Source organism: Mobiluncus sp. (genome assembly GCF_034180645.1).
Taxonomy (GTDB): Bacteria; Actinomycetota; Actinomycetes; order Actinomycetales; family Actinomycetaceae; genus Mobiluncus.
The window spans coordinates 12,008-28,040 of sequence record NZ_JAXFNY010000020.1; the positions used below are offsets into that span (position 1 = coordinate 12,008).

Below are 16,033 nucleotides of genomic sequence, written 5' to 3' on the forward strand. Positions count from 1 at the left end.
CCCCGGTTTTGCGAATCCTTTGCGGTAAATGCTAGCGGTACTGGATTCTAGAATTGGCAGTAATGCGAAAGCTAGCGGGCTAGCCCAGGAAAATCATACCCCAGACGAAACAGATAAAGACGGCGAATAACAGCAGGTAGAAAGACCAGCCGAGCACTTCGTGGAGCAGATCAGTCTCTTTCTCGGGTTCGCCCATCGCGGCGGCGGCTATCGCCAAGGACTGGGGGGCGATGAGCTTGCCGATGACCCCGCCTGCGGTGTTAGCCGCCACTGCGAAAGCACCAGGCAGGCCAATCTGTAAGGCTGTCGTCTCTTGGAGAGAGGCAAACAGGGCGTTTGCCGAGGTCGTGGAGCCGGAAATCGCCGTGCCGAGGTAGCCAATCATGGGGGAAAGCAACAGGAAGAACGTCCCGGTTCCCGCCAGCAGGGTCCCGATGGTCAAAACCATGCCGGAAATGTTCATCAAGTAAGCCAGCGCCATCACTTCCAGGATAGTGGCCGCTGAATACCGCATGGAATAAATCGCTGACCACAGTTTGGCACCGATTTGTTTAAACCCAAGCGGGTACTTCCCGCCTTCCGTAACCAGGGTAAACACCAACCCGGTCACCAGCGCCGCCATCGCAATCAACACTCCCGGTTGGGACAGTATCGGAATGGTGATGTTGCCGATGTTTCCCGCTACGCTCGGATTGTCCGGGCTGGCCACCCGACCTGCCAAAGCGGGCCAGGCAACGTGCAAATCCGTCGCGGTCAAAACCTTGGCGACCTGGGGCACCATCCGCCCCACAGAAAGAATCACGATGACCAAGCCATAGGGCATCACAGCCAACGCAACCCGCCCCACGCGCAGGTCAGTGGGCTTTTCCGTGACAAACTCGGAAGGAACCGGGGGACGATAAACCATCACCATCAACGCCACTACCAGGAATGTCACTATGGGCGGCAATACCCCACCCAACTCAAAGGACACGAAACGCAAGGTCAGAAACTGTCCGATACCTTCCACCAGGCCCATCACGAAAGCCAGGGGGAACATGTGGCGGAAGTGGTCCTTATCAATCAACAAGCTCAGCGCGAACGGCATCACGAAAGCAATCGCCGGTTCGGTACAGGACACATAATACGTGATGTCAGCAGCGTTTTGAATGGGGTCATGCCCGCTCAGAAGGGCCGCCGCGGTCGTTATCGGTACCCCGAACGCCGCGTAGGCCACCGGGGAAGTATTCGCCACCAGAGCAATCACGGCCGCTTTCATCGGTTTGAATCCCAGCCCCAGCAGCAGCGCTGTCACCACCGCCACGGGAACCCCGAAACCGGATAAGCCCTCTAGCAGACCCCCGAAACACAGCGCAATCAGCATGGCCTGGATACGCAAATCCCCTTGACCGACAGCGGAAAAAACTTTGCGCAAATCAGTTTCCCGCCCGGTCGCTTCCATCAGACGGTGCAGCCACACGGCCGCAATCACGATAATCACGATGGGCATCAAGCCGTTTTCCGCCCCGAGCAGGGCGGCCGCGATAGCCATGTCGACCGGCATCCGGAATCCCGCTATCGCCACGAGCAATCCAACCCCTAGGGCAATAGCTCCCGCCCAGTGAGAACGCATCCGCACGGCTCCGACCAGCACAAAGAACACCGCTACCGGGAGCAGAGCCACTAGGGCACTGAGCCACAACAGCCCTCCGACCGCGGTGACATTGGGCACGAACATGATTTACTCCTTTGTCCTGGTTTACCTTACCAATCGCCACCCGATACCCTGAACTTGCGGGTTGGTCTCCCGAACGCGAACCTACCAGGTCAGAGCTTTCCCGGTAAACCCTCGCGATTCAATCTTCAGGGAAACGGAACGGAGCTATCCGTGACTTGGGATTGGCGCTGTGCCCGGTTAATCGCTGAGATTACGGCCTTATAAGCGGCACGAATGGTCGAAGAATCAATTCCGACCCCCCACAGCACCTCGCCGTCCACTACAGCCTCAACATAAGCCGCGGCGGTGGCGTCACGCCCGGCACTCAACGCGTGCTCCACGTAATCCAGAATCCGCACTTCCATGCCCATTTGTTCAAAGGCGTGGACGAAAGCGTCAATCGGACCGTTGCCGAACGATTCCAGCTGGAGCTTCGCGCCCCGGTCATTCAGAGCGATGGAAACTTCCGTGTCCCCACCCGAGGGCGAGGGAACGGAAGAAACGTGCGCCCCATCGAGAAAGAAACGCCCCCAGTGACGCGAGTCAATCCCCGCTTGGGACGCCGGCAAGTATTCATCGGCAAAAATCTGCCACAGGTCGTTCGCCTCGAGTTCACCGCCGAAACGGTCGGTCGTGCGCTGCACGATTTTCGAGAACTCGATTTGCAGGCGGCGCGGCAGGTCGAGGTGATGCTTTTCCTTCATCAAGTAAGCGATACCGCCCTTGCCGGATTGCGAGTTTACCCGGACGATAGCTTCGTAGTTGCGGCCCACATCGTGAGGGTCAATAGGCAGGTAGGGCAGTTCCCAGATGACTTGGTTTTCGTCTCCGCCGGCATCCCGGACTTTCTGTTCGCGCGCGGCAAAACCTTTCTTAATGGCGTCCTGATGGGAGCCGGAGAAAGACGTATAGACCAGATCCCCCACGTATGGCAGCCGCGGCGGGGTGGACATACGGGTACAGCCCTCGACAATCTCGCGGACTTCATCGAGGTTGGACAGGTTCAGTTGCGGGTCGATGCCTTGGCTAAAGAGGTTCATCGCCAAGGTGACTAGGTCAACGTTGCCGGTTCGTTCGCCCTGACCCAGCAAGCACCCTTCAACCCGGTCGGCGCCGGCCATCTGGGCTAGTTCGGCGGTCGCGATGCCGGTGCCGCGGTCGTTGTGGTTGTGGGCCGAAATGCAGACGTGTTCACGGTGTGAGATGTGGCGGCAGAAGTACTCGATTTGGTCAGCGTAAACGTTGGGCGTGCAGCGTTCTACGGTGGTAGGCAGGTTCAAGATGATTTCTCGCTCGCTATCGGGCTGCCAGACTTCCATGACCGCTTCGCAAACTTCCAGGGCAAAGTCGATTTCGGTGTCTACGAAAATCTCCGGGGAGTATTCGTAGCCAAAGATTGTGTCGTCCCTCAGAATCTTTTCGGCTCCGGCGATGACTTCACGAGTGCCGGACACCGCCATCTCGATGGTTTGCGCTTTATCGTTGTGAAACACGACTTGGCGAAAGACCGGGGCGGTCGCATTGTAGAGGTGTACGGTAGCGCGATGGTATCCCTTAATGGCTTGCAGGGTTCGTTCCAAAAGTTCCGGGCGGGATTGCGAGAGTACTGAGCAGGTCACGTCCTCGGGAATGGCGTCATCCTCGACCAGGGAACGCACGAAGTCAAAGTCGGTTTGGGAAGCGGCCGGGAAACCGATTTCGATTTCTTTGAATCCCAGGCGCACCAGGAGGTCAAACATTTCGCGCTTGCGCGCGGAGTCCATCGGTTCGATGAGGGCTTGGTTGCCGTCCCGCAGGTCGGTAGACAACCAGCGCGGCGCCTTCGTAATCCGGTTATTAGGCCAGGTTCGTTCGGGAAGTGAGATGGGGTTCGTCTCTAGGAACGGGCGGTATTTGCCGTAAGGCATTCCTGAGGTTTGCTGACGATTGGTGAATCCAGAGGTACGCATGGTGAAAATCCTTTACTGCTGTTGCTTTAATCTTAGTTGCCAGGCAAGCGAGAACTCCGCGCAGGGGGGCCTGGCTGATTCAGAGCCCTACGCGGATAGGCAACAGCAGCATGGTTTGCGACATAGCCCCATAATACCACGGGTTTCACTTTACGAAATTGCTGTCTCAATATGAGAAATTAGCGCAGTTCACGCAGGAAGTTGTGGTCCAGATACCATCGCAGAGGTTTATCCAAAACCACTATCGCGCCGCCACCCGGATTACTCGAAGTCTTTGCGGTGAGACCCTCCAAAACCGCCAGTGGTAGGGGTGCCATGACCTCAAAGACTCGGTAGGGTTTCTCATTGTTCAGGCGAATCCCCCGCTGCGCCAAAGGTGTTCCCATAGCAAACAAGAACTGGGCTTTATCATCGTCAAAGCAGTCCAGCATGTCGCCGGGACGCAGTTCGTTGGAGCCGGGTTTCCCGCCGCGGGAAATCGTGCGAGCGTCGATTCCAATGGCGGTGCGGTGACCGCGCTCGGCTGCGTTTGTCGTCAGTTCACCAGTTTCCGGTTTTTCTCGCACCAACCGGGAGACTAGGGACACCGCCGCTTCCAGATCAGGCAAAACTTCGTAGGCAGCGAACTCGGCACCGCGCTGTGAACCAACCACATATCCTTCATCACCCCAGGGAGCGACCACCCACGGGCCTTCGGGAGACAGCGGCAGTTGGGGATCGCGAGGGTCGAACCCCCGTACCACATCATCCTCAGTCAGGCCACGCTGAGCACATAGCTCGTCAAAATACGACTTGTAGCGAGCAGCTTCGTCCACCTCTGGTTCAGCATTTCCCGGCGGCTGTGGCACATCCCACGTCGCTTCGGGACGCCCGGAATGTTTACCGGCGCGTTTCTCCGCCCGCTCAGTCCACGCCAGACGAGCCAGCTGGGAGATTTCCTCGTTCGCGTCCTCACGAAGCTCCGCAATAACTTTCAACGGTGTCAATTCATTTGCCACCGCTGCCTTTTGCACCCGACTATCGCCGTCTTTGGCGAGTTTAGCGAGTACATAAGCAGGAGTGCGTTCCTGCATCGCGACCAGGTAGCGAGCTCGCCACGGGGCAAAAAGCGCGATAGTTTCAAACACGGTGTCGGGCAAATTCTGTGCTTGCGCCACGTATTCAGCCAAATCCGGGCGTTTACGGATGATTTCCTCCCAGATAAAAGTCGGCGCCACGTCCGTCATCGCCCGCATAAAGTCCTCTTCGTTATCCGAAGTACACAGGCGAGCGAACTCCTGGACCGAACCAATCACGTTGATGCCCTCCTCTGGCTGCATGGTGATTATAAATCAAGTTTAAGCCATAGGAGGGCACCAGCGTGAGGTTTCACCCCACTATTGAGTTGTTTCGCGGGTCGGTCAAGCCGCCCAACTGCGCTCATTCATACTTGAATTTGCCCAGCTCCGCACGCAAATCCGCAGCCTTGGATTGCAAATCCGAAGCGGTTGCAGCCAGGGCGTTCAACGGTTCCACCGCTTGGCTGGCAGCCCCGGCAAACTGGCCGATGTTCGTGGCAATCGTGGAAGAGCCGGAAGCCGCTTCCGTCACGGAACGCGCCATCTCATTGGTGGTGGCGGTCTGTTCCTCAACCGCGGCGGCAATAGTGGTTTGGAAGTCGTTGATTTGAGAAATAATCTCGGAAATACGCCGGATAGCCGTGACGGCAGAATCCGTGTCGTCTTGAATCTTGGCAATCCGTCCGGTGATGTCATCCGTAGCCTTAGCCGTCTCCGCCGCCAAATCCTTGACTTCACCGGCAACTACAGCAAAGCCCTTGCCCGCTTCACCGGCACGCGCCGCCTCAATAGTGGCGTTGAGCGCCAGCAGGTTCGTTTGCTCCGCTATAGCGGTAATGGTGCGGATGACATCGTCAATTTCCTTTGACGATTTGCCCAATTTTTCAACAGTCTCAGTGGTGACCGCGGCCGCTTCGGTAGCCTCCTGGGCAACCCGCGCCGCCTCGTTAGCGTTAGACGAAATCTCCCGGATAGCCGACCCCATCTCTTCTGCACCCGCAGCAACGGTCTGAACGTTGAAGGAAACCTGTTCCGCCGCGCCTGCCACAGCGGTGGCTTGTGCGGCCGAATCAGCGGCAGCCTGAGCAGTCTTGGAGGTCAAATTAACCACTGTCTCAGACTCGGAACGAACCGCCTCGGAAGTGCGAGCCGCCGACCCAAAGGCCTCTCGCAAGGTCGAATTGGATAGATTCACCGCCCGCGACATGTCCGCCAGCTCATCATTGGAATTGATGACCGCACTGCGCGTCAAGTCACCTTGAGTCAGACCTTTCACTACAGTTTCCACAGACTTCACGGAATGAGTGATAGAGCGACGCACTTTACCCATAATTATTGCCGCTAAGACCGCCACGAGAATCATGACAATGGTCTGGAAAATCAGTCCCTGGAGGCGTTGATCCTCCATGTCCTTCTTTGACTGATCTAGCTCTTGCTTCAGCAACGGAGCCAGCTGATCCTGCTGAGCGACCATATCGTTGACGGTCTGGGAGAGGACCGTGTTCAAGACTGCGGAATCCTGTCCTTGAGTGGCTTGTAATTCCGAAGTCGATTGCGCCACGACCTCACGCAGGTTAGCGGAAGATTTCATGATTTCTTGAGCTGCCGTACGCACCTGGTCAGAGCTCGTGGTGTCGATAACTGTTTGGACATTATCTTCCAAAGCATCTTGGGTGGCTTGCAGCTGTTTGGCTTGCTCCTCGTCGGGCTGACCTTCCAAAATGGAACGTGCATAAGCGTATTGATGCTGACCAATCTCATAAATCTCAGCTTCCAACAAAGATAGATTTTCCGAGTTGGTAGATGCCTCTAGGTACTCTTTCGTGCTGAGGTTAGTCTGAGCCATAGTAATCACGCAGGCTAGCCCCAAGATGAGCAATCCCACGAGCCCCGGCAAGGCTCCTCTGAACAGTCGCTTCAACAGGGTGGTGCGCTTGTAAGCCTTTTGTGGTTTCGTCGTATCATTCGGTTGATTATTCATTCCCTGCTCCCCTAGCTGGTTGACCGGATTAGTCTGAGTCATGATTCTCACTGTCCTTCCCGGTAGGTAAATTCGCTAAGTTGCTGGTTCAAATCTTGGGTCTGATTCACCACGCCCTCCGCTCTATCAACAGAATCACGTAGGTTAGCAGCACCGTTGTTAGTCATTTGGGCAATCTCGTTGATATTGGCAGCAATCTCGGTCGATCCGGAGGATGCTTCCGAAATGGACTTGGTCATCTCATTGGTGGTGGCAGTTTGTTCTTCCACTGCTGCCGCAATAGTGGCCTGGAAATCGTTGATTTGAGCGATGATGTCACTAATTTGGTTAATGGCCTCGACCGCTTGACCGGTATCGACCTGAATCTGTTCAATCCGTGAGGCTACGTCAGCGGTGGCTGTCGTGGTTTCCGCAGCCAAGTCCTTTACCTCACTAGCCACAACCGCAAACCCGAGACCAGCGTCGCCGGCTCGAGCCGCCTCAATAGTAGCGTTGAGCGCCAACAGGTTGGTCTGTTCCGCCACCGCTGTAATCGTTTCGATGACCTCACCAATTTCTTGGCTGGATTCACCCAGCTTGGTCACGGTTTCGTTCGTCTGTGCCGCGACTTCGGTAGCTTCCGTAGCAACTTTCGCAGCCTCATTGGCATTCGATGAAATCTCCCGAATCGAGGCACCCATTTCCTCCGCAGCTGCTGCCACCGTTGCGATGCTCGTAGAAACCTGCTCGGCCGCAGCCGCAACGGAAGTAATCACGTTACTGGCCTGTTCAATAGTGCCGATGAGGTCACGACCGTCACCCACCATCTTTTGCGTGGTGACATGCACTTCCTCGGCTGTCGTCACGGTTTGACCAAAAATGTTACGCAACTTTTCGGCTGCCACCACGAGCTTGTCCGCCAAACGTCCGATTTCGTCATTCGTGTGTTTGGCGGGATGAATGGTCAGGTCTTTGCGGGAAAGTTGATTCAAGGCAGCGGAACTCTCCTGAGCCGATTTCACGAAGCCTCGCGACATCTTAAGGTTCAATAACAGCATGATGAGCAACGTCACCACACCGGTAACGATAATTGCCGCAATCGTCAGGGGCTGAATAAATTTTATCCTGGCGCTAGCAGCTTGGTTTTGGACGTTCAAATCCTCGCTCAGTTTCCCGATACTATCGCTGATTGAGGTCGACACGTTACGGATATTTTCCACTTCGGCTACCACCGTGCCACGCAGACCATCCAGTGAAGTTACGGATCCGCCGACCTTCGTCAATATGGAATTGAGTGATGCGGTATCTGATTTTATCGTCTCGAAAGTGGCCTGATTTTGGGCACTGAGCTGTTCTGTGGGGAAATTCGACACGTGTTGGTTGAAGGCATCGAGATTCTGGAGATATTCCCCAAAAGTTTGCAATGCGTTCGAATCACCGCGCAGAGCGGTATAGATGCCCTGCGACCAGAGGAATTCCGCGGAGCGCCATTCCTCCGCCAGTTTGGTAATTTCCTGCGAAGTCACCGAGCTGGAGTCCTTTTGGGAGACGTCTGAGTTCGCAATGCCGAGTCCAATCCCTTCCACTGCTAACAGCAGAATCGCTGCTATAGCTGCAGTCATATTGAGCAAGATTATCTTTTTTCCCAAAGGGAATTTTTTACCGTTAGTCTTTAGGCTCTCGCCAACCTGTACGGTGGCATCAGCCTGTGCTGGTGCCGCCTTTTTCTTAGACATCTAAGAACGCCGCCTTCCATAAAAATATCCGTGTCTGTTAAACCGATTTATCATCGTGACATAGTACATAATCGCTGTTCATCGCTATCAGTTTAGGCTTTTTCCGGCTTTTTTTATCCCAATGCAACGGTTTTACCCAAAAAACGTTTCCTCGACCGGAAATTCAGTCGGGGAAACTTGTGAAAAATACGGCACAAAACCGAGCAAACTAGACTTTAGGACGCACCCCGAGATGCATCAAACCCCAGGTCACAGACTCGACGAGGGCTTCCCAAGACGCTTCAATCACGTCCTCGCCCACCCCGACTGTGGTCCACTGGAGGTCGCCGTTAGTGGTCGTAATCAGCACGCGAACGGTAGCGTCCGTTCCAAAGGTCGTGTCCAAAATCCGCACCTTGTAGTCGATGAGTTCAAAATTTGTGATGTCCGGGTAGGTTTGAGATAACGCCTGGCGCAGCGCGTGGTCCAGCGCGTTTACGGGGCCGTTACCTTCCCCGGTAACTATTTTTCGCCCGTCACGAGTCCGTAGCTTGACGGTGGCTTCGGCTTCCGCTTCACCGTTCTCGCTGAGCGAAGCCCGACAGGCTTGCACCAAAGTCCGCCACGTCTCCACCTCAAAATAGGTCGGCAAGTCCCCGCCTTGGGCCCGCACCAGCAGCTCAAAGGACGCGTCAGCCGCATCGAAAACGTAACCGTGGGACTCTTTTTCCTTCACCGCTTCCACCACCCGGCCGGTCAGGTAAGGCGTCCCAGACAGGTCAATGCCCATCTCTTTGGCTTTCAGCTGGACCGAAGCCCGTCCCGCCATCTCGGAAACCAGCATTCGCATATCGTTGCCGACCGTGGCGGGGTCAATGTGCTGATACAAGTCCGGATTCACGCGGATAGCCGAAGCGTGCAGACCTGCCTTGTGGGCAAACGAGGAATCACCCACGTAAGGCAGACGCTTGGATGGCTGCAGATTCGTGATTTCCGCCACCCGGTGCGAGGTGCGGGTCAGCTCGGTCAGACCGTTTTTGTTCAGCAGGGCACGGCGGCCCATCTTGATTTCTATGTTGCCGATAAGGGTGAGGATGTCGGCGTTGCCGGTGCGTTCCCCGTAGCCGTTCACGCAGCCCTGGACCTGCACCACTCCGGCTTCGATGGCAGCCATCGCGTTCGCCACGGCACACCCCGTGTCATTGTGGGTATGAATCCCGATTTTAACCTGTTCAAGGCCGTGTTTGTCCAGATAGTCACGGGCTTCAGCGACTTTTGTACCGATGGACGAGGGCAGGTTGCCCCCGTTGGTGTCACATAGCACGACGGTTTCCGCCCCCGCTTGTCCGGCGGCTTCCAGCACTTTCAGCCCGTATTGGGCATCGTGAGTCAAGCCGTCAAAGTAATGTTCGGCGTCCAGGAACACCCGCCGACCTGCCTTGACAAGGAACTGCACCGTGTCGCGCACCATCGCCAAGTTCTCTTGACCGGTTGTTTTCAGGGCATCCGTGACGTGGCGCAAATCGGATTTTGCCACCAAGGTAATGACCGGTGCGCCGGAATCCAACAATGCCAGCACCTGCGGATCCTCGCTAGCTTTGGTCCCCACCTTGCGGGTGGCGCCAAAAGCGGCCAAGGTCGCGTGGCGTAGCTGCAGTTTCGACAACGCGAGGGCAAAGAACTCGGTGTCTTTCGGAATCGCGCCGGGCCAGCCGCCTTCGATAAAGCTAACTCCCAGGTCATCAAGGGCTTGGGCGATATTCAGCTTGTCCGCTACGGACAGCGAGATGCCCTCCATCTGGGCGCCGTCACGCAAAGTGGTGTCGTATATCTCTATCGGCAGGGTCGTCGTTTTCATGCCCCTATGTTACAAAAGTCCACCGCGATAGATTAATTGGGGCATATTTTCACTGCCTTATATCTCCTGGAACTAAATGGTGCGGCCCAGAAAGGGTACTATAGCAACCGCTATGCCAAAACCGATAGGTAACGAATCACGCTATAATCCGGGCATCGACGGCTTGAGAGCCCTCGCCGTCCTCGGCGTGATTTGCTATCACCTTGGCTTCAAATGGATGCCCGGCGGTTTGTCCGGTGTGGGCGTATTATTTAACATCTCGGGTTTCCTCATCACCGGTAACCTCATGCGTTCCTGGTATCGCCGCGGCAACCTGGGGCTAAAGACCTTTTGGCTGCGCCGCCTGCGCCGCCTAATGCCCGCAGTCATCCTCACGGTGCTGGTCATCTGGGCACTCACGCCGTTCTTTAAAGCCGAAAACTGGCCGGACTATCGTCTCGGCGGGCTCACCGCCATTTTTTACGTCAATAACTGGGCCACCATTTTCTGGGGTGATTCCTATTTTGACCAGTTTTCCCAGAGCCCCTTTGAACACATGTGGTCGCTGTCTGTCGAGGAGCAGTTCTATCTGTTCTGGCCGCTGGTGCTGCTCTTGTTCTTGGTCATCAGCCGCGGCCGCCGCCTCCCGCTCCTGGCCCTCACCTCAATACTCGCCGTGGGTTCTTTCGTGTGGCTAGCCTACGGGTACTCTCTCGGCATGGATACCACCCGCCTTTATGAAGGCACCGATACTCGCGCGGGTGGTCTGCTGGTGGGCGCCATCCTCGCCATCGCTATGATCAAGCCCACCGACCCAAGCACGACACGTCCCCTCATTGGCAGGGTCATCTATCGAAAGGATCGCTACTTAGCTGAAGTTGTGGGGTGGCTTGGTCTGGGTGCTGTGCTGGCCATTTATATCTTTGTTCCTGATTCCTCACCAGCCTTGTTCAACGGCTTACTGGTGGCCCTCTCGCTGGCTACCGCGGCGCTACTTTTTGCCAACTCGAACCGTTACACGCGGATATATAAGCTCTTTGCGCTACGCCCCCTCGCATGGATCGGGGAGAGGTCTTACGCCATGTATCTGTGGCACATGCCACTTATCGCTTTCCTCTACACCCCTCTGCAGGTAATACCGGCCATTGTCAGGGACTTGTTTATCATTGGGGCCACCATTGGCCTGGCGGCATTGTCTTGGATTCTGGTCGAGGATCCCATTCGCCGCAACGGATTCTTCGTCCCCCTGTGGCGGTGGCTAACTAGCAGAGGCGCCCTACCTCACGCCCTGTTGTTTTTCCCCCTCGCTTTCTTCCTCATCTTTGCCCTGGTCGGCGTGCCAACCGAAGCAGCTACGAGCTATCACAACCGAATCGAAGCGAAACAGGCAGCCCTGGCGAAGGCTCAAGCGGAACGGGAACGCAAAGCGGCTCAGGCACGAGCCCTAGCGGCGACCCGCACCCGATGCCACCAAATCATCCATGTGGGAGATTCCACCTCCCTAGCGATGTTCACCGATGCCGGAGTGCTCAACCCGGCGGACAATGCCGCCAAAACCTACGCGGACACCGGAGCCACGAAAGTTACCAACTCTAGCTTCGGTGCGCGCGCCACCAATCAAGGTTTTCAAGACTTCCCGTCCGGTAACGACTCTATATATGCGTCCGGAATGGTTCATCACCGGCGACGGGGTACACTGCAACACCATCGGAAACTCGGAACGTTCCCGGCGGTTCGCCCAAGCCGTGGTCAACTCTTGGCCGCTGACTTTGGAGGGGGATAAAGCGCCGCTGCTACCAAAGAAACGGCTCACCCCGAAACAGCGTGTTGTGACGGGGAAGCCTCCCCAATAGGCTTAGCTGAGTCTCACCACCGGCGGATTTTCCCTAACGCTTAGGCCCCAGCTCTGAATTATTTTTAAGGTGTCGTTGGGGAAAGGAAAAGGTTCCAAAATTGGGGAATTGTGTTTCCGGTTGCAGGTGTATCCAGTGGCATGAAAAAATATCCGAGTGAATGAAAATGAACGTTTGTGGGCGATTTTCGCTCATCTTTCAGTCCTCATTGCTATGGTCGTTTCCGCAGGCTGGCTGTCGTTCCTGGGGCCGCTCATCGTCTGGTTGGTGAAAAAGGACAGTTCCTCTGCGGTGCGCGTCGCCTCTGCCGGAGCGTTTAACTTTAACATCGCCATGTGGCTGGCCAGTATCGCTGGGTGGATTGCTTTCTTAACTATCCTGTTAATTCCGCTGGCTCTGGTTCTGTGGCTGGCGGTGTTCGCCCTGACCCTGTGGCACAGCATCCGCGGCGCCATGGCCGCCTCTAACCAGCAGGTCTACGTCTATCCTTTCCAGCTGCCCATTCTTAATTGATTGCTAACGTTGCGGTTTTGCGTTGGCTCTCGCTCTATCAGGAAACACCGAACGACCATACTTAAGATGCTGGATTACCAGGCACTATTTCTCGGATTGAGAAAACACTATTCTCGTGGCTGTTACAACTTATGGGATTGTCTTAGTGACAATCCCATAAGCCAGTTAATAAAGCGTTCAGCTGCCCAAACTACAGCACCCGGTAGCACCAGCCGTGGGGATCCTCGCGGCGTCCCCACTGAATGCCGGTGATGACGTCGTGGATGTGCTTGGTCATCGGGCCGGTGGGAACCTCCAGTTCAAAGTCTTTCCCGCCGAGTTTGCCAATCGGGGTCACGACCGCGGCCGTCCCGCAAGCCAGGAACTCGGCGACCTTACCGGCACGAATGTCGTCCAACAGCTGATGCAGGGCGATGCGTTCCTCGCTGACGGTAATACCCTCGTCAGCCAGAACCTGAATAATCGCACCGCGGGTACCGCCCTCCAAGATGCACCCGGTGAGCTGCGGGGTCGCCACTTTGCCGTCGCGGTAGACCACAAAGACGTTCATGCCGCCCAGTTCGTCGATATAGGTGTTCGTTTCCCCATCCAGGAAGCACACCTGCGCGTAGCCCTTTTCCGCCGCAATCTCTTGAGGCTGCAAAGACGCCGCGTAGTTACCGGAAGTCTTGGCTTCACCGGTACCGCCCGGTCCGGCGCGGTGGTAATCTTCAGACACATAGATTGAAACGGGCGAAAAACCGTTGTCGAAGTAGGGGCCGGACGGCGAACCGATATTGAGGTAGGTCACCTCGTGAGCCGGATGCACCCCAAGGAAAGACTCCGAGGCATACATGAAGGGGCGCAGATACAGGGTGGCGCCGTCTTTGACGGGTACCCAGCGGGCATCGGCACGCACCAAATCCACACAAGACCCCACGAAGTCCTCAACCGGGATTTCCGGCAGCGCCATGCGGCGTGCGGACTGATTAAACCGGTTCGCGTTGAAAGCGGGACGGAACAGCCAAATCGTGTTGTCGGCCCGACGGTACGCCTTTAATCCCTCAAAAACCTCCTGACCGTAATGCAGCACCGAGGTTCCCGGATATACCGGCAGCTGCCCATAGGGACGCAACTCCTTTTCCTGCCAGCCGCCGTCCTTGGTCCACAGCGCGTGTGCCATGTAATCGCTAAAGGATTGGCCGAAAGCGAGTTTTTCCATCACCTCACGGTAGGTGGCTTCGTCGGCCCTATGGGCATGAGGCTGGAGCGGGAATCGCCCCGCCAGTTCATTGGCGTTAGGCAGCGGCTGTTTCGCAAGTTCTTCGAGATTACTCATATTGTTCTTCTTCTTCTTCTTTCATTGGGTTATTGATAGGTAAAAGTGGTTCGGGGCACGTGGTGCCGAGGATTTTAGGGTTTTCGGGGTTTCGTGGTCACCAGCCCTAGAGAGAGGCGGCTATCGCGTCGCCGATTTCGCTGGTGGTGCGTACCAGGGGTGTTCCGGCAGCAGACGCGGTGGCACGGTCGGCCATATCCGCATCAATAGCGCGTTGGATGCTCGCCGCCAGCTGGGGGTATTCCAGGTGGTTGAGCATCAGGACCAGACTCGCAATAGTGGCGGTCGGGTCGGCTTTGCCCTGGCCAGCGATATCCGGGGCGGAGCCGTGAACGGGTTCAAACATGGACGGGAAGGTTTTTTCCGGGTTGATGTTTCCCGATGCCGCCAAGCCGATGCCGCCGGTGATTGCCCCAGCTTCGTCGGTCAAGATGTCGCCGAACAGGTTATCGGTCACAATCACGTCAAACCGGGCCGGGTTCGTGACCAGGAAAATCGTGGCCGCATCAACGTGTAGGTAGTCGACTTCCACCTCCGGAAATTCCGCCCCGACTTCCTCCACACAGCGACGCCACAAGTGTCCGGCGTTGACCAGCACATTGTGCTTGTGCACGTAAGTCAGATGTCGGCGGCGCGCCTGAGCCTGCGCAAAAGCGTAACGCACGACCCGCTCCACACCGTGACGTGTGTTAACGGACACTTCGGTGGCAATCTCTTGTGGTGTGCCTTGACGCAACACCCCACCGTTACCGCAGTACAGGCCTTCCGTGCCTTCGCGCACCACCACAAAATCAATGTTGCCGGGATTCGCCAACGGGGTCGGCACCCCCGGATAATACTTGGAAGGGCGCAGATTCACGTAGTGGTCGAAATCGAAACGCAGCTTCAATAGCAGCCCGCGTTCCAGCACCCCGGACTGCACGGAGGGATCGCCTACCGCCCCCAGCAAAATCGCATCATGGCCACGCAGGGCTTGTTCCGTGGCATCATCCAAAACCACCCCATCACGATGGTAACGAGCCGCCCCCAAATCATAGAGGGTGGTTTTCAAACCAACGCCCGCACCCTCCAGAACCTTTTTGAGGACCTTCACGGCCTCGGGAACGACCTCGTGACCGATGCCATCCCCTGGAATCAAGGCCAAATCGATGCTCGTCATAACGTAACTCCTACTTTCTTTTTATGTCTAAAATCGGCGGTTTTCCTGGTGCGGTTCTCAGTTAAAGGAGCAGCTTCGCGGCTGTCGTCCGGAACTGGCTTCTCTGCATCGGGATGAACCCCGACCAACTGCGCCGCCACAATCGCCACCATGATGAGAGTGCCGCCCACCAGGAGCCGCCACGTCAGGGCTTCCCCGCTGAACACTACCGAAAAAAGGGTGGCAAAGAGCGGTTCACAGGCCATAATCAAGGCCGCCTCGGTAGAGGACATCCGCGCTTGTGCCCAGGTCTGGATGAACAGAGCCCCCACAGCACAAATCAGAACCATATAGATGAGGCTAGCCCAGGCAGCACCGCTGGAGGGTAGGGTAAGTTCCCCATCCGAAAGCGCCGGAACAGCGTTCACCGCCGCGGTCCCCACCATCTGCATGGTAGCCAGCGCTCCTGCGGGACGTCCTGGCGAGATTACACCGAGAGTCGCCACCTGGATGGCAAAGAATAACGCTCCCAACAGGGTTATCAGCTCGCCAAGACCGAAGGACCACCCTTGCAGAGACAGTGCCGCCAAGCCGAGAGTGGCCAGCAGCATCCATAGCCAAGTAATCGGCTTGAAACGTTCCCGGAACAGGATCAATGCCACAAAAGGCACGAAGACTATGGACATGGCGGTGATGAATCCCGAGGTGGCAGGAGAGGTCAGGTTCAATCCCCAAGTTTGCGCCAATTGACCCAAACCGTAGAGAACCCCCGCCCCGAAGCCGAGAGCCAGCGTCTTCCAGCCTGCCGTGCGCAGTTCCCGAAACCACAACGCGCAAGCAATCAGGGCCGCGAGAGTAAAGCGCACGGTCAGGAAGTCAGATGCTGGAACATCATCCAGGACATGATCCTTTACCATAAAAAAAGTTGACCCCCACGCAGCGCAAACTGAAGCCAACGCTAAAATGGGGATTAACTTTTTCATCACGATGTCCTTA

11 protein-coding genes are annotated in these 16,033 nt (G+C 56.4%); 2 read left to right on the plus strand and 9 right to left on the minus strand.

Annotated features, from left to right (window positions below; translation table 11 throughout):
- Positions 1–79 precede the first annotated feature (79 nt).
- The 6 genes from SPI05_RS07835 to cimA all read right to left on the minus strand — a co-directional run bounded on the left by SPI05_RS07835 (position 80) and on the right by cimA (position 10,236).
- Positions 80–1,717, minus strand: coding sequence for an L-lactate permease (locus tag SPI05_RS07835; protein WP_321077571.1), 1,638 nt, complete (start codon positions 1,715–1,717; stop codon positions 80–82).
- A gap of 125 nt (positions 1,718–1,842) precedes the next feature.
- Positions 1,843–3,645, minus strand: coding sequence for a 2-isopropylmalate synthase (gene leuA / locus SPI05_RS07840; protein WP_321077572.1), 1,803 nt, complete (start codon positions 3,643–3,645; stop codon positions 1,843–1,845).
- Positions 3,646–3,824: 179 nt separating this feature from the next.
- Positions 3,825–4,964: a TNT domain-containing protein gene (locus tag SPI05_RS07845; RefSeq protein ID WP_295027496.1), complete on the minus strand. Its 1,140-nt coding sequence runs from the start codon at positions 4,962–4,964 to the stop codon at positions 3,825–3,827.
- A 100-nt stretch (positions 4,965–5,064) separates the two neighbouring features.
- Positions 5,065–6,726: a methyl-accepting chemotaxis protein gene (locus SPI05_RS07850; protein WP_321077573.1), complete on the minus strand. Its 1,662-nt coding sequence runs from the start codon at positions 6,724–6,726 to the stop codon at positions 5,065–5,067.
- Positions 6,727–6,731: 5 nt separating this feature from the next.
- Positions 6,732–8,399, minus strand: coding sequence for a methyl-accepting chemotaxis protein (locus SPI05_RS07855; RefSeq protein ID WP_321077574.1), 1,668 nt, complete (start codon positions 8,397–8,399; stop codon positions 6,732–6,734).
- 208 nt (positions 8,400–8,607) lie between these two features.
- A complete protein-coding gene (gene cimA, locus SPI05_RS07860) occupies positions 8,608–10,236 on the minus strand; it encodes a citramalate synthase (protein WP_321077575.1) in 1,629 nt (542 codons plus the stop codon).
- A gap of 112 nt (positions 10,237–10,348) precedes the next feature.
- Here cimA and SPI05_RS07865 point away from each other — a divergent pair, with 112 nt between their 5' ends.
- Both SPI05_RS07865 and SPI05_RS07870 read left to right on the plus strand, forming a co-directional pair.
- Complete coding sequence (locus SPI05_RS07865; RefSeq protein ID WP_321077576.1) at positions 10,349–11,998, plus strand: acyltransferase; 1,650 nt, start codon at positions 10,349–10,351, stop codon at positions 11,996–11,998.
- Positions 11,999–12,224: 226 nt separating this feature from the next.
- Positions 12,225–12,581 carry a DUF4870 domain-containing protein gene (locus SPI05_RS07870; protein WP_321077577.1) on the plus strand — a complete coding sequence of 119 codons (357 nt, stop codon included), beginning with the start codon at positions 12,225–12,227 and terminating at the stop codon, positions 12,579–12,581.
- A 190-nt stretch (positions 12,582–12,771) separates the two neighbouring features.
- Here the strand turns inward: SPI05_RS07870 and SPI05_RS07875 are convergent, their stop codons facing one another.
- The 3 genes from SPI05_RS07875 to SPI05_RS07885 all read right to left on the minus strand — a co-directional run bounded on the left by SPI05_RS07875 (position 12,772) and on the right by SPI05_RS07885 (position 16,020).
- Entirely contained in the window at positions 12,772–13,899 is a 1,128-nt protein-coding gene (locus SPI05_RS07875) for a branched-chain amino acid aminotransferase (RefSeq protein ID WP_321077578.1), read from the minus strand.
- A gap of 106 nt (positions 13,900–14,005) precedes the next feature.
- Entirely contained in the window at positions 14,006–15,058 is a 1,053-nt protein-coding gene (locus SPI05_RS07880; protein WP_321077579.1) for a 3-isopropylmalate dehydrogenase, read from the minus strand.
- On the minus strand, positions 15,055–16,020 hold the full coding sequence (locus SPI05_RS07885; protein ID WP_321077580.1) for a DMT family transporter: 966 nt from the start codon (positions 16,018–16,020) through the stop codon (positions 15,055–15,057). The genes SPI05_RS07880 and SPI05_RS07885 overlap by 4 nt, the downstream gene beginning before the upstream one ends.
- Positions 16,021–16,033 lie beyond the last annotated feature (13 nt).

Coding starts and splice junctions, on each gene's coding strand:
- SPI05_RS07875 (WP_321077578.1), bottom strand. CDS start 13,899: ATGAGTAATCTCGAAGAACTTGCGAAACAGCCGCTGCCTAACGCCAAT.
- SPI05_RS07865 (WP_321077576.1), top strand. CDS start 10,349: ATGCCAAAACCGATAGGTAACGAATCACGCTATAATCCGGGCATCGAC.
- SPI05_RS07885 (WP_321077580.1), bottom strand. CDS start 16,020: ATGAAAAAGTTAATCCCCATTTTAGCGTTGGCTTCAGTTTGCGCTGCG.
- cimA (WP_321077575.1), bottom strand. CDS start 10,236: ATGAAAACGACGACCCTGCCGATAGAGATATACGACACCACTTTGCGT.
- leuA (WP_321077572.1), bottom strand. CDS start 3,645: ATGCGTACCTCTGGATTCACCAATCGTCAGCAAACCTCAGGAATGCCT.
- SPI05_RS07855 (WP_321077574.1), bottom strand. CDS start 8,399: ATGTCTAAGAAAAAGGCGGCACCAGCACAGGCTGATGCCACCGTACAG.
- SPI05_RS07850 (WP_321077573.1), bottom strand. CDS start 6,726: ATGACTCAGACTAATCCGGTCAACCAGCTAGGGGAGCAGGGAATGAAT.
- SPI05_RS07845 (WP_295027496.1), bottom strand. CDS start 4,964: ATGCAGCCAGAGGAGGGCATCAACGTGATTGGTTCGGTCCAGGAGTTC.
- SPI05_RS07835 (WP_321077571.1), bottom strand. CDS start 1,717: ATGTTCGTGCCCAATGTCACCGCGGTCGGAGGGCTGTTGTGGCTCAGT.
- SPI05_RS07880 (WP_321077579.1), bottom strand. CDS start 15,058: ATGACGAGCATCGATTTGGCCTTGATTCCAGGGGATGGCATCGGTCAC.